General features: G+C 57.7%; 16 protein-coding genes. 6 read left to right on the forward strand and 10 right to left on the reverse strand.

The genetic code is table 11. The features are described 5' to 3' along the window. Positions 1-253: 253 nt before the first annotated feature. Positions 254-520 carry a DUF2790 domain-containing protein gene (locus tag AC1ME2_RS02875; RefSeq protein ID WP_480439194.1) on the reverse strand — a complete coding sequence of 89 codons (267 nt, stop codon included), beginning with the start codon at positions 518-520 and terminating at the stop codon, positions 254-256. A gap of 368 nt (positions 521-888) precedes the next feature. Here AC1ME2_RS02875 and AC1ME2_RS02880 point away from each other — a divergent pair, with 368 nt between their 5' ends. Together AC1ME2_RS02880 and AC1ME2_RS02885 are read left to right on the forward strand one after the other, a co-directional pair. Beyond that, positions 889-2,022, forward strand: a complete 1,134-nt coding sequence (locus AC1ME2_RS02880; protein ID WP_480439195.1) for an HlyD family secretion protein — start codon at positions 889-891, stop codon at positions 2,020-2,022. Beyond that, positions 2,019-3,611 carry a DHA2 family efflux MFS transporter permease subunit gene (locus AC1ME2_RS02885; RefSeq protein ID WP_480439196.1) on the forward strand — a complete coding sequence of 531 codons (1,593 nt, stop codon included), beginning with the start codon at positions 2,019-2,021 and terminating at the stop codon, positions 3,609-3,611. Before AC1ME2_RS02880 ends, AC1ME2_RS02885 begins: the two co-directional genes overlap by 4 nt. Before the next feature lie 38 nt (positions 3,612-3,649). On the opposite strand, the gene AC1ME2_RS02890 is transcribed toward AC1ME2_RS02885, so the two are convergent. Then, positions 3,650-4,408 (reverse strand): slipin family protein, encoded by a 759-nt coding sequence (locus AC1ME2_RS02890; protein ID WP_480439197.1) that lies wholly within the window; start codon positions 4,406-4,408, stop codon positions 3,650-3,652. A gap of 2 nt (positions 4,409-4,410) precedes the next feature. After that, a complete protein-coding gene (locus AC1ME2_RS02895) occupies positions 4,411-5,748 on the reverse strand; it encodes an NfeD family protein (RefSeq protein WP_480439198.1) in 1,338 nt (445 codons plus the stop codon). A 220-nt stretch (positions 5,749-5,968) separates the two neighbouring features. On the opposite strand from AC1ME2_RS02895, the gene AC1ME2_RS02900 reads away from it, so the two are divergent. Beyond that, the gene (locus AC1ME2_RS02900) at positions 5,969-7,489 is read left to right on the forward strand and encodes an FAD-dependent oxidoreductase (protein ID WP_480439199.1); all 1,521 of its coding nucleotides are present in this window, start codon (positions 5,969-5,971) and stop codon (positions 7,487-7,489) included. A 35-nt stretch (positions 7,490-7,524) separates the two neighbouring features. Here AC1ME2_RS02900 and AC1ME2_RS02905 read toward each other — a convergent pair whose 3' ends face one another. The 4 genes from AC1ME2_RS02905 to AC1ME2_RS02920 all read right to left on the reverse strand — a co-directional run bounded on the left by AC1ME2_RS02905 (position 7,525) and on the right by AC1ME2_RS02920 (position 17,662). Further along, the gene (locus tag AC1ME2_RS02905) at positions 7,525-13,383 is read right to left on the reverse strand and encodes a DUF3320 domain-containing protein (protein ID WP_480439200.1); all 5,859 of its coding nucleotides are present in this window, start codon (positions 13,381-13,383) and stop codon (positions 7,525-7,527) included. Between the two features lie 270 nt (positions 13,384-13,653). Continuing rightward, positions 13,654-16,545, reverse strand: a complete 2,892-nt coding sequence (locus AC1ME2_RS02910) for a sensor domain-containing phosphodiesterase (protein WP_480439202.1) — start codon at positions 16,543-16,545, stop codon at positions 13,654-13,656. Positions 16,546-16,691: 146 nt separating this feature from the next. Next, positions 16,692-17,165, reverse strand: coding sequence for a DMT family transporter (locus tag AC1ME2_RS02915; protein ID WP_480441967.1), 474 nt, complete (start codon positions 17,163-17,165; stop codon positions 16,692-16,694). Positions 17,166-17,167: 2 nt separating this feature from the next. Next, a complete protein-coding gene (locus AC1ME2_RS02920; RefSeq protein ID WP_480439203.1) occupies positions 17,168-17,662 on the reverse strand; it encodes a DMT family transporter in 495 nt (164 codons plus the stop codon). 136 nt (positions 17,663-17,798) lie between these two features. Between AC1ME2_RS02920 and AC1ME2_RS02925 the strand changes: the two genes are divergently transcribed. Together AC1ME2_RS02925 and AC1ME2_RS02930 are read left to right on the forward strand one after the other, a co-directional pair. Continuing rightward, positions 17,799-18,731 carry a LysR family transcriptional regulator gene (locus AC1ME2_RS02925; protein ID WP_480439204.1) on the forward strand — a complete coding sequence of 311 codons (933 nt, stop codon included), beginning with the start codon at positions 17,799-17,801 and terminating at the stop codon, positions 18,729-18,731. A 163-nt stretch (positions 18,732-18,894) separates the two neighbouring features. Next, positions 18,895-19,476, forward strand: coding sequence for a DcrB/PsbP domain-containing protein (locus AC1ME2_RS02930; protein WP_480439206.1), 582 nt, complete (start codon positions 18,895-18,897; stop codon positions 19,474-19,476). Between the two features lie 48 nt (positions 19,477-19,524). Here AC1ME2_RS02930 and AC1ME2_RS02935 read toward each other — a convergent pair whose 3' ends face one another. Both AC1ME2_RS02935 and AC1ME2_RS02940 read right to left on the reverse strand, forming a co-directional pair. Further along, positions 19,525-20,244, reverse strand: coding sequence for an alpha/beta hydrolase (locus AC1ME2_RS02935; protein WP_480439208.1), 720 nt, complete (start codon positions 20,242-20,244; stop codon positions 19,525-19,527). 3 nt (positions 20,245-20,247) lie between these two features. Next, positions 20,248-21,924, reverse strand: a complete 1,677-nt coding sequence (locus tag AC1ME2_RS02940; protein WP_480439209.1) for a thiamine pyrophosphate-binding protein — start codon at positions 21,922-21,924, stop codon at positions 20,248-20,250. 185 nt (positions 21,925-22,109) lie between these two features. Here AC1ME2_RS02940 and AC1ME2_RS02945 point away from each other — a divergent pair, with 185 nt between their 5' ends. Continuing rightward, positions 22,110-22,766 carry a methyltransferase family protein gene (locus AC1ME2_RS02945; RefSeq protein WP_480439210.1) on the forward strand — a complete coding sequence of 219 codons (657 nt, stop codon included), beginning with the start codon at positions 22,110-22,112 and terminating at the stop codon, positions 22,764-22,766. A 12-nt stretch (positions 22,767-22,778) separates the two neighbouring features. Here the strand turns inward: AC1ME2_RS02945 and AC1ME2_RS02950 are convergent, their stop codons facing one another. After that, entirely contained in the window at positions 22,779-23,441 is a 663-nt protein-coding gene (locus AC1ME2_RS02950) for a M24 family metallopeptidase (RefSeq protein ID WP_480439212.1), read from the reverse strand. Between the last annotated feature and the right edge of the window lie 55 nt (positions 23,442-23,496).

A 23,496-nucleotide genomic window follows, 5' to 3' on the forward strand; every position in this document is an offset into this window, starting at 1 on the left:
GTAGCGTCTTCGCAGACTCGATATCGCTGATCCACCAGACAAAGAAAAGCCCCGCATCTGCAGCAATGCTGTTCACTTAAGCCGAAGGTCAGCAGTTTTTGACTGCTCAATCTACGGCGAAAGCCAAGAAAAACGCCGCGACCCCATGCAGGGTAAGTGGCGTTTTTCCTTAACTAAACAGCATTGCTGCATCACAGGGCCTTTCTTATAACGCAGGTCATAAGCGCGTTATCAAAGCGTACTAGACAATGACCTATCCGCCATTAGAGCAACCGTTACCCATCACCAAGTATTCAAGAATATGTGCCTTGCCGGCGGAGTCCAGGTAGTTCATTTGCACCGGAACCGCTTCACAGCCCGCTCGGGCTTCGGAAATCGATAGGACCTTTGCGATGTCAGGTCTCATTGAATAGTCGTAGTGTTCAACGACAAGCTGTTGCGGGGCAGTCCCTTCATGTTTTTCATCGGCCATGCTGACTGCAGACACACAGGCTAATAAAAACAGCAGTGACGCTTTCATCTTTGCATTCCTTTCACTTTAGATTCGACAGGCAGCAGTGTCCGCAGCAAGTCAGTTTCATCTTGCGGGTCTGCGCGATCAAAAGGTCTATTCAGGTTTAACGGTTGGCGAGGTGAATGGTAGGCGGCCATCACGTTTATTCACAGTGGCTATTCGAATAAAGACTATGTGCATTTTTGGTAACAATCACGCCGCCCCCTGCCCCTCTCGACCGCCCTAGATCTCCCGGCTTGGCTCAAATCACCTTGATTGCCTGGCTGATGGCGCTTTCGCACGCTGACCACCGGTAGAAGCAGTGACTTGCATAACGCGATTCGCTCATTCATATTATGGTCGTAATATTAACGAATCCACCAGGTAGTCCCGTCATGAATAGCTCAACTGCGATAGGTGACACCGACACAGCGGTCGCTGCGATAAAAAGCCGGCCGGTGCTGCTTAAGCGTGTTCTGTTGTTGATCGTGCTCGCCACCGTGCTGGTGCTGGCGGTGGTGTTCGGCATTCATTGGTGGACCGTCGGACGTTTTATCGAGTCCACCGACGATGCCTACATCGGTGGTGATGTCACGGTGATCGGGCCGAAGGTTTCCGGTTACATCACTGAACTAAACGTCACCGATAACCAACGGGTACACGCAGGCGATCTGTTGGTGAAGATTGATGACCGTGACTACGTCGCCGCGCTGCACAAAGCCGAGGGCGCAGTCGCCGCAGAGGAAGCCTTACTGGCCAATCTGGACGCTACTGAGCAACTGCAATACGCGGTGATCGGACAAGCCAAAGCCAACATCGACGCGGCCAACGCCGAGACCGTCCGCTCCCGTGACGACCATTCTCGCTATCAACGGCTGGTCACCGAATCAGCCGTGTCTGTCGAAAGCGCGCAACGGGTAGATGCCACCTTCAAAACCGCCCAAGCCAACGGGGCGAAGGCTCAAGCCTCGATGCTGGCGACCCAACGGCAAATCGCAGTGATTGCCACGCAAAAGCAACAGGCCCGCGCTGCGCTGATGCAGGCCAAGGCCGAGCAGGACATGGCGCAATTGAATGTGGGCTATACCGAGTTGCGTGCCCCGGTCGATGGGGTCATCGGTAATCGCCGGGCGCGGGTTGGCACCTTCGCCGCCGCCGGTTCGCAACTGCTGTCGGTGGTGCCCGCCAGCGGCCTGTGGGTAGACGCCAACTTCAAGGAGGACCAACTGGCCCACATGCTTCCAGGCCAAGCGGTGAGCATTCATGCTGATGTGCTTCCCGGTCGCGAATTCCATGGTCATCTGGACAGTCTCGCTCCGGCAACCGGCGCGCAGTTCAGCGTATTGCCACCCGAGAATGCCACGGGCAACTTCACCAAAATTGTGCAGCGGGTACCGGTGCGGATTCTGCTTGATCAAGCCGACGGCGTTCTGGGCCATTTACGTCCGGGCCTGTCGGTGACAGCTGAGGTGGATACTCACGCCGACGCAGGCCACCGCATCACCGAAAATCAGGCCAGCGCACCATGAGTGCCGTCCTAGCACCCCCCGCCAAACCCTTCGACGCGGCGTCAATGGCAACCGCAACCAAAGTATTCGCCTTCGCTACCATGTGCGTCGGCATGTTCATCGCCCTATTGGATATCCAGATCGTTTCGGCGTCGCTGCGGGACATCGGCGGTGGCCTGTCGGCGGGTACCGATGAAACGGCCTGGGTGCAAACCAGTTACCTGATCGCCGAAATCGTGGTCATTCCGTTGTCGGGCTGGTTGTCGCGAGTGATGTCCACGCGCTGGCTGTTCTGTGCGTCAGCCGTAGGTTTCACCCTGGCAAGCCTGCTGTGTGGTGCAGCCTGGAACATTCAGAGCATGATCGTGTTTCGGGCGCTGCAAGGGTTCCTCGGCGGCTCGATGATCCCGATGGTGTTTACCTCAGCGTTCATGTTTTTCACCGGCAAACAGAAGGTCATCGCTGCATCGACCATCGGTGCCATTGCCTCCCTGGCGCCAACCCTTGGCCCGGTCATCGGCGGCTGGATCACTGACGTCTCGTCCTGGCACTGGCTGTTCTACATCAACCTGGTGCCCGGGATTTTTGTCGCGGTGGCCGTGCCCATGCTCGTGCGCATCGACGAACCGGACCTGTCGCTGCTTAAGGGGGCGGATTACCTGAGTATGGTGTTCATGGCGTTGTTTCTCGGCTGCCTGGAATACACCCTCGAAGAAGGTCCACGCTGGAACTGGTTCAGCGACAGCACGATCCTGACCACCGCCTGGATCTCCGGGCTGGCGGCCCTCGCTTTCATCGGTCGCACCCTAAGCGTGTCCAACCCCATCGTCGATTTGCGGGCCCTGAAAGAGCGTAATTTCGCCCTTGGCTGTTTCTTCTCATTCGTCACCGGCATCGGCCTGTTTGCAACGATTTACCTGACGCCTCTGTTTTTGGGCCGAGTGCATGGCTACCGCGCACTGGACATTGGCCTGGCGGTATTTTCCACCGGGGTGTTCCAGATCATGTCGATTCCGCTGTATGCCTTTCTGGCCAATCGCGTCGACTTGCGCTGGATCATGATGGCCGGTCTGGGGCTGTTCGCAGTGTCCATGTGGAACTTCTCGCCCATCACCCATGATTGGGGGAGTCATGAACTGATATTGCCTCAAGCGCTGCGTGGCATTGCCCAACAACTGGCAGTGCCCCCTGCCGTGACCCTGACCTTGGGTGGGCTGGCTATGTCGCGGTTAAAACAGGCCTCGGGCCTGTTCAACCTGATGCGTAACCTGGGCGGCGCCATCGGCATCGCCGCCTGCGCCACGATTTTGAATGACCGCACCAACCTGCACTTCACGCGCTTGGCGGAGCACCTGAACAGCACTAATGAAGCGATGAACCAGTGGCTGAGTCAGGTCGGCGACAACCTTGCCACCCTGGGCCAGACCGGCAGCGAAGGCACCACGGCGGCCTTGCATCAACTGTGGTTGCTGACGTACCGCGAAGCGCAGACGCAAACCTACTCCGACGCATTCCTGGCGATCATGGTGTGTTTCATCATCGCGACGGCGATGGTGCCGCTGATGCACAAGGTCGTGCCGCCCGCAGCACCGTCACCCGATGCCCATTGAGGCCGTCAGAGGGATGTGCATCAGGTGTACATCCGCCCTCACTCCTTGGGCGATAGATCGGCCATGCCCTTCAGCAACTCGATGGGCAACGGGAAGACAATCGTGGAGGTGCGGTCGTTGGCAATCACACTCAGGGTCTGCATGTAGCGCAGTTGCATGGCACCGGGTTGCCGACCCAGCACTTCAGCGGCTTCTGCCAACTTCTCCGAGGCCTGCAGTTCGCCTTCCGCATGGATCACCTTGGCCCGCCGCTCACGTTCAGCCTCAGCCTGTTTGGCGATGGCACGAATCATCGATTCATTGAGGTCGACGTGTTTGATCTCGACGTTCGCCACCTTGATACCCCAGGCGTCGGTCTGTGCGTCGAGCACTTTCTGAACATCGGCATTAAGCCGCTCACGCTCGGCCAGCAGTTCATCCAGCTCATGCTTGCCCAGCACGGCCCGTAACGTGGTCTGCGCCAGTTGGCTGGTGGCCATGAGAAAATCTTCTACCTGAATGATCGCCCGCTGCGGGTCAAGCACCCGGAAGTACAGGACCGCGTTGACCTTCACCGAAACGTTGTCCCGGGTGATCACATCCTGCGGCGGCACATCCAGCACCACCGTGCGCAGATCGACCCGGACCATCTGCTGCACCATCGGGATCAGCAAGATCAGGCCAGGCCCCTTTACCTGCCAGAATCGCCCCAGTTGAAACACGACCCCGCGTTCATATTCACGCAGGATACGAAAGGTCGACAGCGCCAGCAGTACCAGGAGCAACACCACCGTGCCAAAACCCAATTGCACAAACATGATCACTCTCCTTGAAGGGGCGTTTCTGGCACCACCGTGACCTCCAGCAGCAGGCCACGGCGCGCCATTACCCGGACCCGTTGACCGGGCCGTAACGGTGTTTGACTCAACACCTGCCAGTTTTCACCTTGCAGTTGCACCCAGCCGCCCAAGGGGTCATCCGACTGCAATGCGCTTATCGTGACCATGCTGCCCACCAGACCCGCGTCCCCGCTCACGACCTTACGGTGTCGAGACTTGAGCCCGACGCCGACCAAACCGATAAGACATAAGGCACTGATGACCGCCAAACTGATGATCATCGGCAGCGAGATGGCAAAACCTGGCGCTTTTGTGTCCATCAATATGGTCGCGCCCCCCATGAAGGCGATAATGCCGCCAAAGCCAATCACCCCGAAACTGGGCAAGAACGCCTCAGCCACCATCAGCGCCATCCCCAACAGGATCAAACCGACACCGGCATAACTGACAGGCAACAGCTGCAAGGCATACAGCGCCAGCAGCAGGCAAATGCCGCCGACCACCCCACCCGCTCCCGTGCCAGGATTGAACACCTCTACAATCAGGCCAAACACGCCGACCATCATCAAAATCAACGCCACATTGGGGTTGGTGATCACCGTCAGCAGTCGGATACGCCAATTCGGATCATCGCGAATCAGCACCGCATTCGCGGTATGCAGCTGAACGTCCACACCGTCCACCTTCAGGCTTTTACCGTCCAGTTGCTTGAGCAGATCGCTCAAATCCCTGGCCTGGTATTCGATGACGTTACGCGCCAGGGCTTCAGAATCGGTCAAGCTGACCGCTTCACGGACCGCCTGTTCGGCCCACCCGGCGTTACGCCCGCGCAATTGCGCCAACCCACGCAAAAACGCCGACGCATCGCTGATTTGCTTGCGGGTCAAGATGTCAGTGTCAGACGATTGCGACGGGGTCGGCTGTGCGCCAATCTGAACCGGTGTCGCGGCACCCAAATGGGTGCTCGGCGCCATGGCGGCAATATGACTGGCATAGAGAATATAGGTGCCCGCACTCGCGGCACGGGCACCACTGGGCGAGACATAACTGACCACGGGCACCGGGCTGGCAAGAATAGCCTGCACGATCACCCGCATAGCGCTTTCCAGCCCACCCGGTGTATCGATGGTGATCACCACCAGCTGCGCGTGCTCGTTAGCTGCCTGGGTCAAGCCATCAACCACGTATTCGGCACTGGCAGGGCCGATGGCATCGTCCAGAGTCAGCACCCTGACCGAACCTTCTGCCGCAGTCGCCCCCGCCGGCAACCCGAGCAACACCATAAATAGCCCTACACAGCGCCACCAGCGACTGCTCACAGGAGCCTCCTGAACACGTCTCGCCGACTCATCAGTTGTTATTTTAGTTGACCCCAGCGCCGGACGGATGAGTTTAAGGATCAGACCTCAGCTTAGCGGCTCCATCAAATGCAGATTGACTAAGCTGTAAGCCTAGCCTCCCGGCAATTTTGTCGGGTGCGGCACGGTAACGGCGGCGACGATTTTGCCGCAGAATTGATCTCGGCATACGGAGTTCAGCATGAAGCGCAGTGACGTTCTGATCATTGGGGCCGGGCCTACAGGGTTGGTGCTGGCGCTGTGGCTCAGCAAGCTCGGGATCAAGGTGCGAATCCTCGACCAGACGGCCGCGCCTGGCACAACATCGCGAGCCCTGGCGGTCCAGGCACGCACGCTTGAGCTCTACCGGCAGCTCGACCTCTCGAACGTCATTGTGCAGCAGGGCCACAAGGTGCCTGCGGTCAATCTATGGGTCAAAGGCGAACAGGCTGCGCGCCTGCCGCTGGACGTTATCGGTAATGATCTGACGCCCTACCCCTTCATGGAAATATTTCCTCAGGACCAGCACGAGCAGTTACTGATCAAGCGACTGGCAATGTTCAGTGTCTCGGTCGAGCGGCAGACTGAATTGACGAGTTTTGTGGATGATGGCGATCGCGTCATCGCACGCTTGCTCAGAGCGAACGGTCAGGAAGATATCTGCGAAGCCAACTACCTTGCTGGCTGCGACGGTGCACGTTCAACCGTGCGCAAAACCCTTCATACGAGATTCCCGGGGGGTACCTATCAGCAGGTTTTCTATGTCGCCGACGTGGAAGTAGACGGTCCAGCCATCAACGGCGAACTGCACGTGGACCTCGATGATGCAGATTTTTTGGCCGTATTCCCCTTGGCCGGTGAAGGCCGTGCGCGCCTGATTGGCACCGTGCGAGACGAGCGCGCCGAACATGCGGACACACTCAAGTTCGAGGACGTCAGCAGCCGGGCGATCGAGCACCTCAAGGTTCACGTCCATAAGGTGAACTGGTTTTCGACCTATCACGTGCACCACCGGGTGGCAGAGCATTTTCGCAAGGGGCGAGCGTTCCTGCTGGGTGACGCCGCACATGTCCACAGCCCCGCAGGCGGCCAGGGCATGAACACCGGTATTGGCGATGCGATCAATCTCGCCTGGAAGCTGGCTTCAGTGCTGACGGGCAGTGCATCGGACAGCCTGTTGGACAGCTATGAACTCGAGCGCATCGGGTTTGCGCGACGACTGGTGGCAACCACCGACCGGGTGTTCAACTTTGTCACTGCCGAGGGGCGAATCGCCAATCTGGTGCGCACACGCATCGCCCCTCTGCTGCTGCCCAAAGCGGTGGCGCTGGAACCTGTACGCGACTACCTGTTCCGCACGGTTTCGCAGATCACGTTGAACTACAGAGGGATGGCCCTCAGTGCTGGCACCGCAGGCGAAGTCCACGGCGGCGACCGTTTGCCATGGGCGCCTGACAACGGCATCGATAACTTCGACTCGCTATCGACGCTGTCCTGGCAGATCCATGTGTATGGCATTGCGCGCGACACACTCGTCACATGGTGCGCTGATCGCCATGTGCCGCTGCACGTTTTTGCGTGGAAGCCGGCGCATGTGACGGCCGGTTTCGCGCGCAACGCACTCTATCTGCTCAGGCCGGATACCTATGTGGCGTTTGCCGAAATATCCGGTGATCCAAAAGCCCTCGATCGTTACTTCGCTGATCGCAGGATCCAGCCTTAAAGCCTGCCTTGAGCCTACCCTGCCGCAGAAAAAGCTCAGGCACCGACGCGACTGTCGCTGCCTTGAATCGCTCTCTCGATCCTGGCACGCGCAGGCCCAGTCAGTCGTTTGACGCCTAAAAGCCTCGCAATCTCAAGTGCCCGGTCTCCGAGCGGAATCAAACAGGCTGCCGTGCGCAGTTCCTCAACCGCAATTTCCTCAACAGATCGTGCGTCTTTGTCCGTCGCGGGAATGCGATAACGATCCCAGGCTGCAATGTCCTGCTCGGTACGCCATACGAACTGATCCTCGATCAGGCCATCCTGCAGATGGTGGTTTCGTTCGGCAAGCTCCAGAACGCGGTCGCGTATCAAGCGACCAGACCGCTGAAAGCCATGAGCCCGAGCGATCCTTTGTACCAGCAAGGAATCAAGAATTGGAGCCTCCTGAATCAACACATGCTCAATCAAATCGGCGAGCACGAGATCGTAGTCCTGGGCATAAAACTGTTCGGGGTTTATCCGTTCACCCATGCTGGCAAAATCGGTAACGCGGTATTCATCGCACGTCGGCAACGCAGAGCCAACCTCGAAATACCTGGCCACCCGAGGCTCCGCTGCAGGTTGTTGAGTGGCCGACACCGGCAGTTCGGCCAGTTCAAGGGGCGCAACCTCCATGACGGCTTCCGCCACAGTGCTTTCCACTATGGAGGCCTGTGGCAGCACAGCGTCTTGCTTAGGCTCAATGAGGCGCATGTTCGACCGAGAGGCTTCGAGCAATGCGTCCAAAGAAGCATGCAACCGATCAAGTGCCCCAGCCTTGTCGATCCACCATTCGGTAGACCATAACCGAACCAGTTTCCAACCCAACCCTTCAAGGATTGCGCCGCGAACTTTGTCCCGATCACGCGCAGTAGCGGCGCTGTGATAGGTCGCGCCATCACATTCAACGCCTGCCAGATAATCACCAGGTCTGTCGGGGTGAACGATGCCAAGGTCTATTCGGAAGCGCGACACACCTATCTGCGGAATTACCTGCCAACCCTTGCGCCTCAGACCTTGTGCAACTGCTTCTTCAAAGGGGGAGTCATAGCCCCCTACCGAACCTTGTATCGCTTCCGCCAATGCACGCGGCCCACGCTGTGCGAACTCAATGAAATGCTTCAGATCTCGCACGGCACGAGCATTGGTACGATTCAGATCAACCATCGAGGCGTCGAATGATGAAAACACCAGCATCTCACGTCGCGCACGGGTTATAGCCACGTTAAGCCTGCGCCATCCACCCTCTTTGTTAAGGGGGCCGAAGTTCATGGACATGACTTGAGCGCCAGGTTCGGTTGGGCCATAACCCACCCCAAGCATGATCAAATCACGCTCATCGCCTTGTACCGTTTCCAGGTTTTTGACAACAACGGGCTCTGCCAGATCATCCTGAAAGAAGGGTTCGATGTGCGGATAGCGCTGACGTGCCCGGTCCAGAAGATCGGTAATCAGTTTTTGTTGATCGGTGTTTAGCGTAATGATGCCAATCGAGTATCCCGCAGCGATGAACGCTGGATCTGTCAGGCGCTTTACGGTTTCGGCCACAATAGCTTCAGCTTCAATCTGGTTGTGGCGCCCTTTTCCCTTGGCATAGACCCCGTCGACTCGGCGCCATTCGACAGCACTGGCCCGGGTTTCTGCCGCTGGGAACGTGATCAGATTGCTGTCGTAGTACCGATGATTGGAGAACGCTATCAAGCTCTCATGCCGGCTACGGTAGTGCCAGCTAAGGCTATGGCTTGGAATACCTGCCCCCAGGCACTCATCCAGAATGCTCTCCATATCCTCTGACGTGTCGTCATCCGACGCGCTCGCGGCTCGGTTGAAGAAGTTTGTGGGCGGCATCTGACGCGGGTCACCCGCAATAACCACCTGCTTGCCACGAGCGATAGAGCCGATGGCATCCCAGGGTGCAATCTGCGAGGCCTCATCGAAAATAACCAGATCGAACAGCGCCAGATCTGGCGGCAAGTATTGCGCGATAGACAATGGGCTCATCAGCATGCACGGGGCCAGCCGGGTCATGGCATCCCCCATTTCAATGGCAAGTTGTCGAACGGGTTTATGCCGGCGGGACTTCTGCAACTCATGTTTTAGAATGCCGAAACCACCCTGTTTGCCGATGTCGTTTTTGGCGGGAATCAGGCCACAGAGTTTTGCGCGGATGTAGCGCACCGTGAGCGTGGAAAGATGGTCATCAAGCCGGCGAAAGGCGTCGATATCACTCATGTGCTCCGCAGGTACGAAGTTACGTAACAGCGGCTCGGCGTCGATTACAACGGCCGCGAACCAGCGTGCATAGGCGGTCTCGAAAGCGGCACTGGCACCGCCCGCCGCCAACGCGTTGGAGGTCAACGCTTCGGTCAACGGTTGAAGACCCAGGTTGATCGCCTCATCCCGAACCCGGCACCAGTCGCACCAGGCTTTAAGCTGTGCCTGCTGCTGACTGATCTCGACAGCGGCGCTACGCACTGCTTGGGTATTGGCCATCGTCACAGCCTGGGACGTTGCCAGGTCACTGAACCGTTCTGAGGTTTGTTTGAAACGGCTGACACTCTCTTTAAGTCGGTGCAGTGCTGCGGCGATAAATCCATCGGCCCCTAATAACTCATTTGCCTCCACGATCAACTTCAGGGTCGTTTCGCGCAGAACAATCAGGTGATCCGGCGAATGGGCAAGCGTACTGATCATTGATCGTATTTGCTCACCAAGGTCCATGGCGGATGCAATACGGGCCGTGTCGCTGGAAAGGCCGTTCCAGGCAGGCAAGGCGCTCAACTCTCCAGCCATCCCGTCTACTTCTGCAAGCAGGGTTCGCATATGCAACAACTTGGGCAGGTCAGCCGCCGTATCCGGTAACCCGCTCGCGCCGCCCTGACTGGCGAGATTTTTTGTCACTTTCGTCTTGGCCAATGTCGCGAAGAACCAGAACTTGTCCTTTGCCTGGGTCCACTCTTGGCCTAACTGCTCAAGATTGATTCGACGGCAGGCTTGCGAGGCATAAGGCAACGACAGAGAAAGCTCGGTTGATCGATACGCGTCCAGCAGCTCAATGGCACGTCGGGCGGCCTGCACCTTGGCTGGCGCAGTGGGGGTGAATATAAAACCGAGGTCTACGCCATGTGCGCAGAGCAATAGCGAGACGAATGTCACCAGTTGGTCAATGTCATCAATCTCGGCTGAGGGCAGAGCCAGATGGGTGCCCTCGAGCAATTTGTCACTCGCGGCTTGCAACCCGTCGATCGCTTCTGGCAATTCGCGGGCGACGGCAACCATTGCCTCCTGCCAACCGTTTGACCAATCAGTCCGGGCAACGAAGGCAAAACCACCGGGCAACTCTTGCGCGGCCTTACTGTTCAAATCGAGGCGGCGGGACACCGCTTGCAATTGCGCGTAGGCGTTGACATCGTGCTCAGTACCCGCAGGCCAACTGAGACGAGGGGTAGACGTCGTGGCGTCACGCACGACACGGCCAATCGCCTGGTGGACAGACATTCCATTCGGCCAGCGCTGGTGCAACAGGTGAACGACACCATTAAGCGTGTTTCGCAGCGTATGTATTTTTGCAGTTTCTGCTGCCCATTCCTCTGCTGTCAGTGCATCGCGAACGTCCCAGGCACGCTCCAGTTGTTTAAGCACATCGACTTTGGACGTCTTGCTGGAGTGAAGCTCAAGGCAAAACTCACCCAGTCCTTTTTCCTCCAGACGGCGATAAACCACCTCCAGTGCTGCCATTTTTTCCGCGACGAACAATACGCGTCGGCCGAGTGCCAGGTTGTGCGCGATCATGTTGGCGATGGTTTGCGACTTCCCCGTTCCAGGCGGTCCATCGAGGACAAAATCGCAACCATTGGCCGAAGCAACGACGGCCGCCAACTGCGAGGAGTCAGCAGGCAATGGGGTAAACAGATTGGCCGGACTGACCTTGAGGTCGAGTTCTTCGGGTCGAGGGAATTCACCTGAAGAAATATAACCCTCTCCACCGGCTGCACGTTCAAGCAGGTGTTTTACCAAGGGACTTTGTAGCAGTTGCTCAGAGCGCGCCGACAGGTCTTGCCACATCAAGTATTTGGCAAAGGAGAACGTGCCAAGTACCAGCTCATGGGTGACTTCGAACCCAGGTACGTCTCGGATCGCCCTTCTGACAATATTCCAGATGCCCTCGATATCAATACCGCTGTCATCGGCAGGCAACTCTCCGTCGAGCCCCGGAATGACTAACTCGAAATCGTGGCGCAGAAGTTCAAGCAAGGTCAGATTAAAGCGCGGCTCGTCCTCAAGCAGGGTCATTGTCACGCCAGACAATGCACTTTTACGCTCAAGTTTTACGGGAAGCAAAATCAGCGGTGCAGAGTAGGACTTCGGGTCATCGGCCGACTTCTTCCATTTCAGAAAACCGATGGCCAGGAATAACGTATTAGCGCCACCCTCATCCAGATCGCTGCGGGCTTTGCGGTACAGATCAATCAATGCGGCTTCGAGCTTGGTCTTTTCCAGCGTCGCCAGCACTTCCCCACGACTTAGCGCAGTGCGTGCATATTCGTCACGCAGACTTTCCCGGTTTTGCTGTTCATACAGTGCCGCGTCTCTTCCACCGGCTTCGAGGTCGGGTATCGACACAATTCGAATGCGCTTGCCACCCGCAAGCTGATCTTCTAGCGCTCCGGGGTCCGGGCATACCAGACGAACGCCCTTCGCACTGTCTGGCAGGTGCAGCAACCGGTTACGGGTTGTCAGATCCAGTAATTTGCGCTGCCAAAGAGTGAGTTTTCCCGCAGGGCTATCGACTTCAGGAAGGATCTCGACATCAAAGCCAGGAAGCATTGGAGCCTCTTCCAATGCTTCGTTATCACACGAGACGTCCGACTCATCAGACTTGCGTAAACCCGCGCCTGACGACAGTGGGCGAATACGTTGCATACGGGCGCGATGTATATCAATCGCCATGATGAAGTCTTCATCATTGACCTGCCGCTCTGCCAGGGCAATCGCTTGACTAAAACTTGGCGCAGGGAACTGAGTGGCCAGCGTGGTTTCGAAAACCACCAATTCTTTGAGGTCGATCCTCTTGCGCACCGCCGAAGCTTCATCTGTAACGAGCTGGGAGAATTCTTGGGGCTGTAGCCATACACCAACGAACGCGTGCCCTTTGGTCATGATCAATAACGGATTAAGACCTGCCTGCTCGAGTGCCGCAGCGAACAGCAGCGCCGTGTCGAGACAGGTCGCTACACCGCCTTCAAGAATCAAACCCGGGGTGCGAATTTTTTGACCTTGGGTTTCAAAGCTTGCCGGGGGAAGCGCATAGCTGAGCTTCAGACCACAGACGGCCGACCATAGTGCTGAAGTGAGTTCCCATGTCCGGGTTCTGGATTGGCCAGCGTAGCCATCGATAGCCTCTTTTTTCCCGGCACGTCGCAACACATCGGACATAGACTTCAACACCCGGTCTACCGCCGAATCGTTGGGCATGGCAAAAGCCGCCAACAACTCAGGCATGGCGATGACGCCACCCCATTCATTCTTTGCCAGAAGTTCTACAGGGTAGGCGCGCGTCACCAGCACTTCGCCTTTGCACATCAACCGAAGCGATAGTTCACCTGTCACGCTTTCCGTCAGGTCAGCCAGATAACCCGCACTCAGCTTTACGTCACGCTCAGGGATGTGAAGGTCCGACGCTTTACCTAATCGATCAAGACGCCACGTCTTCGACTCCAGAAAGGGAGGATCAGCAGTCAGCTCCAACACCAGATCGTTCAGGTCGATGTCGCCGTCATTTATCACGACAAGCTCACGCAGCACGGGTACTGAATTTTGGTGAGAAGCAAAGCCGATTTTGCTGGCGATCACCCCCTCGATCTTGAAACTCATTAACCATTACTCCGTCAGCGGGGTCGCGCGTGTTCAGGAAAGCACAAGCAGCGTCAAATACTTCGTATATTCACTGACTTACGATTCTTTTTAAACCGCTTTGTTCAACTTATCCCGCGCAGATAAAATCGACTTTTACCTTTCACGCCACGCGCATCGACTTACGATGAAACTGCAACGCCTTGATGACTTCCCCCAATCCACAAAGACGTCCTGCCTGTTCTCAGCCCGTAAATTAAGTTATGCCGTGGCTGACGGCTTGAAACTTAATTACCCCAGCCGCCAGGTCCCGGACGCCCGAGAAGTCTGGATCAGTTGGTCGAGCGCCATGGGCTTGGCGAAGTAATAACCTTGCGCCTGGCCTGCGCCCATTTCGCGCAGCAGATCGAGGGTCGCGACGTCTTCCACGCCTTCGGCCACCACTGAGAGGTCGAGTGATTGGGCCATCCGCACAATGGCCCGGACGATGGCACGGCTGCGCGGGCTGGTGGTCAGTTCAAGGATGAATGACTTGTCGATTTTCAGGCCGCTGAAGCGGTACTGGTGCACATAGCTCAGCGACGAAAACCCCGCACCAAAGTCATCCAGCACCACCGACATACCGTTATCGGCCAGTTGCTGCATGGTTCGTCGCGCAATGTCCGGTTCGGCCACTAGCGCGCCCTCGGTCAGTTCCAGGCAGATCCGCGACGGTGCAACCCCATGCTGGGCCAGCAGCGTCAACACTTCACTGGCGAGCTCCGGGCGGGTCATGCTGTAGCTGGAGCAGTTCACGTGCACGGGCGGCCAGTTGGCGTGTTCGGGTTGCGCCAGAATGACCACAATGCTGGCCAGCATGTACAGGTCGAGCCGCCCGATCAGGCGCAAGCCTTCTACAGCGGGCAGAAACTCGCCCGGCGCGACGATCCTGCCGTCTGGCTGATGCCAGCGAATGAGCGCCTCAAGCGCGACCAACGCTCCCGTCTCCACACTAACGATGGGCTGGAAATAAGGCACGAGTTCGTCCGCGCGCTTGAGCGCATTGCGCAGCGCACCTTCTTGTTCAACCTGATCCGACACCTCGCGCCGCGCCTCTTGATTGAACACGGCATAGCTGTCCCGACCAGCACTTTTGACCCGATACATCGCCATGTCCGCATCGCGCAACAGGTCGGCTGGTTCATAGTGAAACTGGCTGTCAGCGCTGACAATACCGATGCTGCAGGAAGAGAAAACTTCATGACCGTTGATAAAAAACGGCAGGTCAAACGCGGCAAGAATTCGCTCCGCGATGTTGACCACTGCGTCGAGCGGCGCCTCGGGCGCCAGCACCGCAAATTCATCACCGCCGAGCCTCGCCAACAGGTCGCTGTCACGCAGACAACTGCGTAGACGATGAGCGGCCTGTATCAATAGCAGGTCGCCAAAATGATGGCCCAGGCTGTCGTTGACCATCTTGAAGCGGTCAAGGTCGATGAACATGACGGCCAGCGCTCGGCCGTCGCTGCCAAATTGAGCCCACGCCACATCAAGGCGCTGCTGCAAATAGCTGCGGTTTGGCAGACCGGTCAATGCGTCATGGGAGTTCTCGTGTTGCAACTTGGCATTGGCATGGTCAAGTTCGCGAGTACGGTCCTGAACCCTGGCTTCCAGCTTGAGATTGGCCGCATGGATCGCTTCGGCAGCGCTACGACGGGACAACGCGGTGTCGATATGACGCGACACGAAGGTCAGCAATTCTTGATCGCGCTGTGAATAGCTCACCTCGGCGGTATAGCTTTGCACCGCAAGCACGCCACGCACCACGTCACCCTCGAACAGAGGAATGCCCAGCCAGGAATAGGATCGGGTGGACTCGTTGATAATGTCGATTTCGCCGAGGCTCTCCAACCTCAAGGCTTCGTCCCGATCAATCAGCCGCGGCCGGCGCTGGCGTATCACATACTCGGTATACCCACGCTGACCGCGTCGCGACGATGGTCGCGTCACCTGTCGCTCATCGACATAGTAAGGAAACGTGACCTCTGCGGTTGTGTCGTCGAAAAGTGCGATGTAGAAGTTTTTCGCAAACAAAAGATCGCCCACGATCCCGTGCAGGCTCTGAAACAGCGCTTCCATGTCACCGGGCTGGCTTGAGAGTTCGGCAATCTGGAACAGTGCGCTTTGAAGGTGTTCGGCGCGCTCCCTGTCCGCCACTTCCTGGCGTAGCGCGTTATTGAGTTCGGACAGCTCCTGGGTGCGTCGCAACACCGTTTGTTCCAGGTCGGCACGGTGCAATATGCGGTCGAGGGCCATGGCCACGTGCCGTGCAACGACCAGGAACAGCGCCCGGTCCTCTGCACTGTAAACCCGCGAAACGTCATACACCTGCATGGCTAGCATGCCGAATACATCATCCGATGCATTCTTGAGCGGTGCGCCCATCCAGAACTCGGGACGATCGCCTATGCAAAAGAATCGGCCTTGTGCTTGCGCCGCCTGGATACCAGCGGCGTCGATAAGCAGTGGCTGGCCACTGCTCAGCACCTGTCCGGTCAGGGACAAGTGCATGGGATCGAGGAATTCGTAGTTTTCGGCTTCCAGCGCGTCAACATCAATGATGTCGACGTAGTAAGGGTAAGAAATTTTGCCGCTACGCGGATCATAGAGCGCGAGGTAGAAGTTTTCAGCATCAATCAGGGTCGCCAGTAATCGATGAACCCCGACCAGGAACACCGAACGCTCACGTGTGGAGCTGGCAAGGTAGGTGATCTCATACAGAACGCGCTGGGTAATTTGCGCCCGAGCCAAGGTATCGGTCTGCACCTGAAGGCCCAGACGCAGTGCAAAATCGGCCAGGGCTGGATTTAATGCATCATCCAACGGCGCCAATAGCCAACCCAGTACGCTTTCGCCGTTACCCGTTGGCCAACGGTACAGTCTCCAGGCGACGCAAAAAGCATCGAACGCTTCATTCTCGATACTGGCAGGCCATTGCATCCCACGATCGCCCTGTCCCACCCGATGCAGTTGCTCACCCGCTCTGTACACCACCCATGACGTCGTGTGGTCCCAGCTCTTCGCTGCCGCCAACAGTGTTTCAATCGTGCCCTTGGCGTTGCCCGAGCTGCCGACAGATTGAGAGGCGACATCGGTGCAATCACTCGATTGCCCCAGGGTGTCGGTCAAAAGAGGGAAACTCATCAGCGCTCCAAGAGCCAGAAACTGGCGGTACACATCTGATGGGTAATAATCGATGTGCTAACAATCCTTCGGTTTAAAGCTTATCGCGCTTTATTTCAATTTTTTTATACGTTTTAGTGCGGTCCCCTCTCCAATAACACATTAGTTCATCGCGCGTTATCGGCGGATCCCGACGCGGCCGCACTGCTGCGGTACATAAAGACCAAGGCGAGCCCCAGGCAGGCCATTGCCAGGATACGGCTGCTCGACAATTCGATGGCAGGATTGCCCAGCCAGCCAAAATTATCGATCAACATGCTCATGCCCAGTTGACCGACGATTACCGCAACGGTCGCGACCGCCGTACCGACCCGAGGCACAGCGCCAACCATCACTATCATGTAGATCACTCCGAAAAAGGCACCGCCGAGCTGCCACTTCGGTACATCCAGCAAGCTGGTGGAGTGCGCTGGCTCGAAGAACAGGATAAGCAGCGCGGAGATTACCGCGCCTACCACGAAGGTCAGCAAGCTGCTGCGCAACACACCCACAGCCTCTCCGAGACGGCCATTGATCGCGGCCTGAATGCTTAGAACGGCACCAGCGGCCACCACCAGAATCAACAATAGAATCACGTTCATCATCAACCTCGCGCGATCAAAACAAGGGCCACCAGAATCAGTATCAACGCCACCCAGCGTTCAACGTTGACCCGCTTGCGGGCAGTACCGAACCAGCCGAAATGATCGATCGCCACGCTTTTGCCAACCTGACCGGAAAGAATGGCAATCATGGTCATCGCGATCCCGATGTGGGGCGTCGCCAATGTCAGCACCACCACATACATCGGCCCGAGGAACCCTCCCAGCAATTGCCAACGCGGCAACTCAGACAATGCGGGCCCCTGTTGCGGTCCACTGAGCAGCGTCAGCAAAAACAGGAGGGCGGCACCGACCCCGAAGATACTCAGGGTTGCCCACAAGTGCCCGACCTGCACACCCAACGGGCCGAGCAGCCCAGCTTCGACCGACAGGCCCATGCCTGCGAGAATCACCAGAGGCAGCAGCAGCAACTTTTTCAGCCGGGCGTGCCGGTCCTGATCTTCAAGTACAGCGTTTTCCAGAGGTGTGACGTGCATCAGGTGCCCCTTCTACAAAAATCGAGGTGCAAGACCAAGGCCTTGTCGAGGGCGCGAAGTATGGGTTGATCGTCCTTTGCGTAAAATGGGACTATCCACAAAGTACTTTTGCGTAACTCGCACAGCAGGATTAATCATGCACGGCTTCAACGCGTTGGGATTCAAGGCGCTGCGCCTGTTCGTCGCCGTGCTTGATCGAGGGAGTTTTTCCGAGGTTGCCCGCCGTGAAGGTGTGGCACCCTCCTCGATTTCACGGCAAATCCAGGTGATGGAAAACGCGCTGCAACAACAACTGTTGTATCGCCATACGCGCGCCGTTACGCCAACCGAGGCCGGCCGATTGCTGGAGCACCATGCCCGGCTGGTGCTGACGCAATTGGAGGAAGCAGCACGGGCCTTGCAGGAGCAGAAAAGTGAACCCAGCGGTCTCGTACGGATCAACGCCCCCGTGGTCTTCGGTCAACGGCATCTGGCGCCCGGGCTGGCCGAGCTGTGTCGCCGCTATCCGAAGTTACAATTCGACGTGCAGCAGACCGACACATTCGTCGACCCTTTGCAGGAAGGCGCGGACTTGCTGTTCCGCATCGGGGTCCTGAACGACTCGAGCATGCAGGCGCGCATCCTCGCGCCGCAACGCTATCGACTCGCCGCCAGCCCGGCGTACCTGGCACGCCACGGCACACCGCAGCACCCGGATGAGCTGGCCGCGCATCAGTGCCTGGCCTATAAAGGCATGACCGGCCAGCAGCGCTGGTTCTTTCGCCTTGGCCAAGACAATTGGGTGCCTTACACCGTCAAAGGCCCACTGACTGGCAATCACGCCGAAACCCTGACCCAGGCCGCCGAACTCGGCATGGGCCTGGTCATGTTTCCCTCGTGGCTGATTGGCGAGGCCCTGCACAAAGGGACGCTGCAAGCGGTACTGACCGAGTTTCAAGTGTCGACCAGCCTCGAACCTCAGCAGATCGCGGCCCTGTGGCCAACCAGCCGACGTCTTTCGGTCAACGTCAGAACGGTGATCGATTTCTTTGTCGAACGTTTTGGGCCAACGCCCTATTGGGATCGTTGAGCGCTACTCCTTTTCAGGCTGTTTCGAGCCTGCTATTGCTTTTACTTCCCTGCAACCACTGCGCAGGGTACTTTCGCCACCTCATAAATGCCTAAATACGGTGTGGCGTCATTAATACCGACATCATCAAGGCACCCTTGTGTCATCAATCCGGAGATATTGAATGTCTTTTTTCGTTAAAAAAGCCGCTGTGTTGGTCTTGGCGATGGCGGCCAGTCTGGGTGGGATGAATGTTTACGCGGCGACTGCGCCTACCACGCAAACGTCGGACGTACAGAAGGTATCGACACTTGGGGGCAAATTCGAATTCAACCTTCCCGCCAGTTATGCCGCCAACCCGTTGCCCGCTGGCGATGAGGCAAGCGGCACTGCGGGTGCGGCCGGAACGATGTACGTCAACAAAGCCACGAGAAGTGTGGTCATCGCCGTCGAACACACCCTTCCCTCTGGCGTGACCGCTAAAGACAATGACGCCGGTTTCCTCGACGGTGCTGTGACCGGTTTTCTCAACCAGCAGGTCGCGAGCTTGCCTGACTTCAAGAAGCTCAGCGAGAAGAAGCTGACCCTTAAAGGTCTCGGCGTGCGCCAGATCGACAGCACCGCCACCATGGGCGGCGGCAAGACACTCAACACCACCTTTCTGGCCGGTTCAGGCTCCCACATGTCGGTCGTCCAGGTCATATTTCGCGCAGATGACCAGGCTGGGCACGACAAATTGATCAAGCAAATCGTCGGCGGTAAATGATGTTGATGCGCCTGGGAAGCGACTGCCTTGAAGGTCAGCTTCCAGGCATCATTGATTGATGTGTTGCAGCCAACTGTTCAGGTCCACCATTTCGGTCTGGCTGATCGTATGACCCACTCCCGGATAGGCATGGAACTCCGGCGCCAGGGCCAACCTTTGCAGCAGCGTATCTGCGTCGGTGGCGCCTGAATAAGGGAGTTTTTGGTCTGCGGTGCCGTGACCAATAAAAATAGCCACCTGCTTGAGGTCATCGGCAGGTTTCAATTCAGACTTCAACACCGGCAGAATCTTTCCACTCAACACCGCTATCCCACGCACGACCGCAGGGTCGCGCAGGGCAACTTCATAGCTCATGATCGCCCCTTGGCTAAAACCGACCAGAAACACCTTGTCAGGCCGGGTGTGGTATTTCTCGGTAGCCTTGGCGATAAAATCAACGATCATCCCAGCGCTGCTCTTCAGGTCGGCTGTCTCGCCATCGTAATCACCCTCGCCTGCCTTCTTGTTGAACCACTGATAGCTGTCTGACTCGACCTCAAACGGCGCCCGCACCGACAGATAGGTGTAATCAGCCGGCAGTTCATCTTTTATCCCGAACAGATCCTCTTCATTGCTTCCCGAGCCATGAAGAAAAATGATGAGCGGTTTGTTGTGCGAGCCTGGATCGGCCTGCTCGATATAACTCAACGGCAGATCGGTTTGCAGTGTTGTTTCGGCGTGGACAGCAGTCGATGCCAACACAAACAAAACGGTCAAAAGTTTAATCATCGTTCAATCCTTTCTCGGCCCCTCAACGAGGCGTGCCTGGGGTGATATCTGCCGTGGGTCTGTATGCAATTCAATCAAGGCGGGAACACCCGCCTGCCGGGCACGCTGGAACGCAGCGGCAAAATCCTCGGTGCGCTCGACCAATTCGCCGTAGGCGCCAAAGGATCTGGCAAAGGCCACGAAGTCCGGGTTGACCAGGGTGGTCGCCGACACCCGGCCAGGGTACTCACGCTCCTGGTGCATACGAATGGTCCCCAGCATACCGTTGTTGACCACAATGACCACCAGCGGGGCGCCGAACTGCATGGCGGTCGCCAGTTCCTGCGGATACATCATGAAGCAGCCATCGCCCGCAAAGCAGACCACCGTGCGCTCGGGGTTGCGCAGCTTGGCGGCAATCGCAGCGGGAAAACCGTACCCCATCGCGCCGTTGGTGGGTGCCAACTGAGTACCGGGTTGCCGAAAACGGTAGAAGCGCTGAACCCACACCGCGTAGTTGCCAGCACCGTTGCTGATCACGGCGTCATCGGGCAACACATCGTTCAAGTGTGCGACCACGCGCGCCATGTCCACGCCGACCAATTCCGGGTGGGCCTTGAGCGGTGTCGAATGCTCAAGATAATCAGCCCGCGCTGTTTCCGTCCAGGACGTCCACGGCTGCTCGGTGAGCGGCTCGAGTCGCGCCAGCGCAGCAGCAAAACCGCGCAAGGAAGACACAATCGGTAATCGAGCTTGATACACCCGACCCAATTCCTGCGGATCAGGATGCACGTGAACCAGCGGCTGCGTCGGCACTGGACTCTTGATCAGCGTGTAGCCATTGGACACGGTTTCACTGAGGCGCGAGCCAATCACCAGCAGCAGATCGGTGGTCCGCAGGCGCTCAGCGAGCTTGGGCGAGACACCCAGGCCCAATTGACCGACATAATGCGGATCGCGGTTATCGAACAGGTCCTGGCGACGGAACGAGGCCGCCACCGGCAGATTGTTCGCCGAGACAAAATGCGTGATCGCCTGTGAGGCTTCGGCATCCCATCCAGTGCCGCCCAACACCACCAGTGGCTGGCGCGCGGCACTGAGCAGCTCGCGCAACTCAACCATCGCCGCAGGGTCCGGTGCGGCGTACGCAACGCGCACAGGCGGCGCGTCAGCACACAAGCCACTGCCGAACAACACCTCTTCCGGCAGGCTGATGACCACCGGCCCCGGACGCCCGGAGAGTGCGATGCTGAACGCCTTGGCGACGATTTCCGGAATGCGCTCCAGGCTATCGATCTCGGCCACCCATTTCGCCAGGCCGCCGAACATCTGGGTGTAATCGACTTCCTGAAAGGCCTCGCGGCCCTTGAAGCCACTTTCGATCTGGCCGATAAACAGAATCATCGGGGTCGAGTCCTGTTTGGCCGTGTGCACCCCATTGCTCGCATGGGTGGCGCCGGGACCACGGGTGACAAAGCAGATCCCTGGACGCCCCGTCAGCTTGCCGTAAGCATCGGCCATGTTAGAGGCCGCACCTTCATGGCGAGTGACGATGGTGCGGACAGAGTGGGCATCATGCAGGGCGTCGAGCACCGGCAAATAGCTTTCGCCGGGCACGCAATAGACGGTGTCCACCCCATTGCGCAGCAGCGCATCGACCAGGATTTGCCCACCGTTGCGTGACTGAATGACTTCGGGCATAAACTTCAAGCTCCTTGTTACGAGTCCCCGGCAGAAACCTGCACCGGAATGGCTATCAGAATGGGCCACCCTTCTGAAAACGCAAAAAAATGACACACATCGGCAAACCTGATCGTTGATGGCTAGCGGCGGCCGGCTCCGTCTATGCTTGTTGCTACAGCACATTCCCCAGTGAGGCGACCAAGGTGACCACCGTTAAATTAGCGCTCTTCTCGCTACTCGCACCCTTGATTTATCTCGGTCTGGCCATCCTCGGCCGGGGCGGATTTGTCGCGTTTTTTGGGCAGCCGGCATTGTTTGCCGTCAGCGTCGTGACGTTGATCATGTCTGTGGCAGCCCTGTTCTCGGAGGGTAATTTAAGCACCGGCGAACGAGAGGATCGCTCCAATCGTTGGGTCCTCGTGCCCCTTATCCTGATTGGGTTGCTGAGCGCCTGGCTGCCAGCCTACACGGACCGGTATGGGTTCTGGACGCTGGACGGCGACACGGTTCGCTGGCTGGGCGTAATGCTCTTCGTCGCGGGAGGCGCGCTGCGGATGTGGCCGGTGTTTGTACTCGGCCGCAGGTTCAGCGGTTTGGTGGCCATTCAGCCCGGGCACACCCTGGTCACCAGCGGTCTGTACAGCGTCATTCGTCACCCGAGCTACCTCGGTTTGTTGGTTAACGCGCTGGGCTGGGCGCTGGCTTTTCGCTCCGGCGCCGGGGTGTTGCTGACCCTGCTGCTGATCCCGCCGCTCATCGCTCGCATCAATGCCGAGGAAGTGCTGTTGCGCACGCACTTCGGCGCCGAATACGATGCCTGGTGCGCCCGTACTTCACGCCTGATTCCTGGACTCTATTAACGCGCGGCCCCGTTAGACCAACAAGTCTTCAAAAAAGGCCCCAAACGGTCGAGTGGGGTGAGCGATCTGGATTTCCAGAATCCACAGCCCGGCGTTGGGCGTAGCATCGAAATCCCCCAGGTTCCCTCCCCGGTAAATCGCATGGGGAAAGTCGCTGACGCGATGCCCCTTGATGTTCACGTTAAGCACCCAGCCCATCTCGATTGCCTGCTCCTGCGCGTAGCTGTAAAGCGCTTGTCCTGCCACGCCCTGGGTTTTCCAGTGCAGTTGAACCCGGTCGAACAAGGTTTTTGCGGCGGCGGCGCAGGCCACCATTTCAGGGTCATTTCCGGTCGTGAAGGTGTCGCCGGCGTCACCCTCGTGACCCTCCCAGACAGCGCCCATGTCAACGAAGAAAATATCATTCTCGCCCAATAGCGGATCACCCTCGGAAGGTTGCTTGAAGGTTTTCAACGTATTGGCGCCGAAGCGGATCAACAGTGGGTGCCAGATACGTTGCATATCCAGCTCCGCCAGAATCTGCTTGCCCAAGACCTGCGCCTCTGACTCTCGCATCCCCGGCTTGATCAACAACCCCATCTGCTCGATCGCACGCCATGTCATCTGCTGGGCATGCTTCATGGATTCAAGGGTGTAGAACTCACCCACGGCTTCTTTTGCAACTACGGCTGTCATCCTGTGTCCCCGACGTGTTTACGATCCAAAAAAAGAGATGCGCTGTATGAGCTGT

The organism is Pseudomonas sp. ASL9, assembly GCF_056680335.1.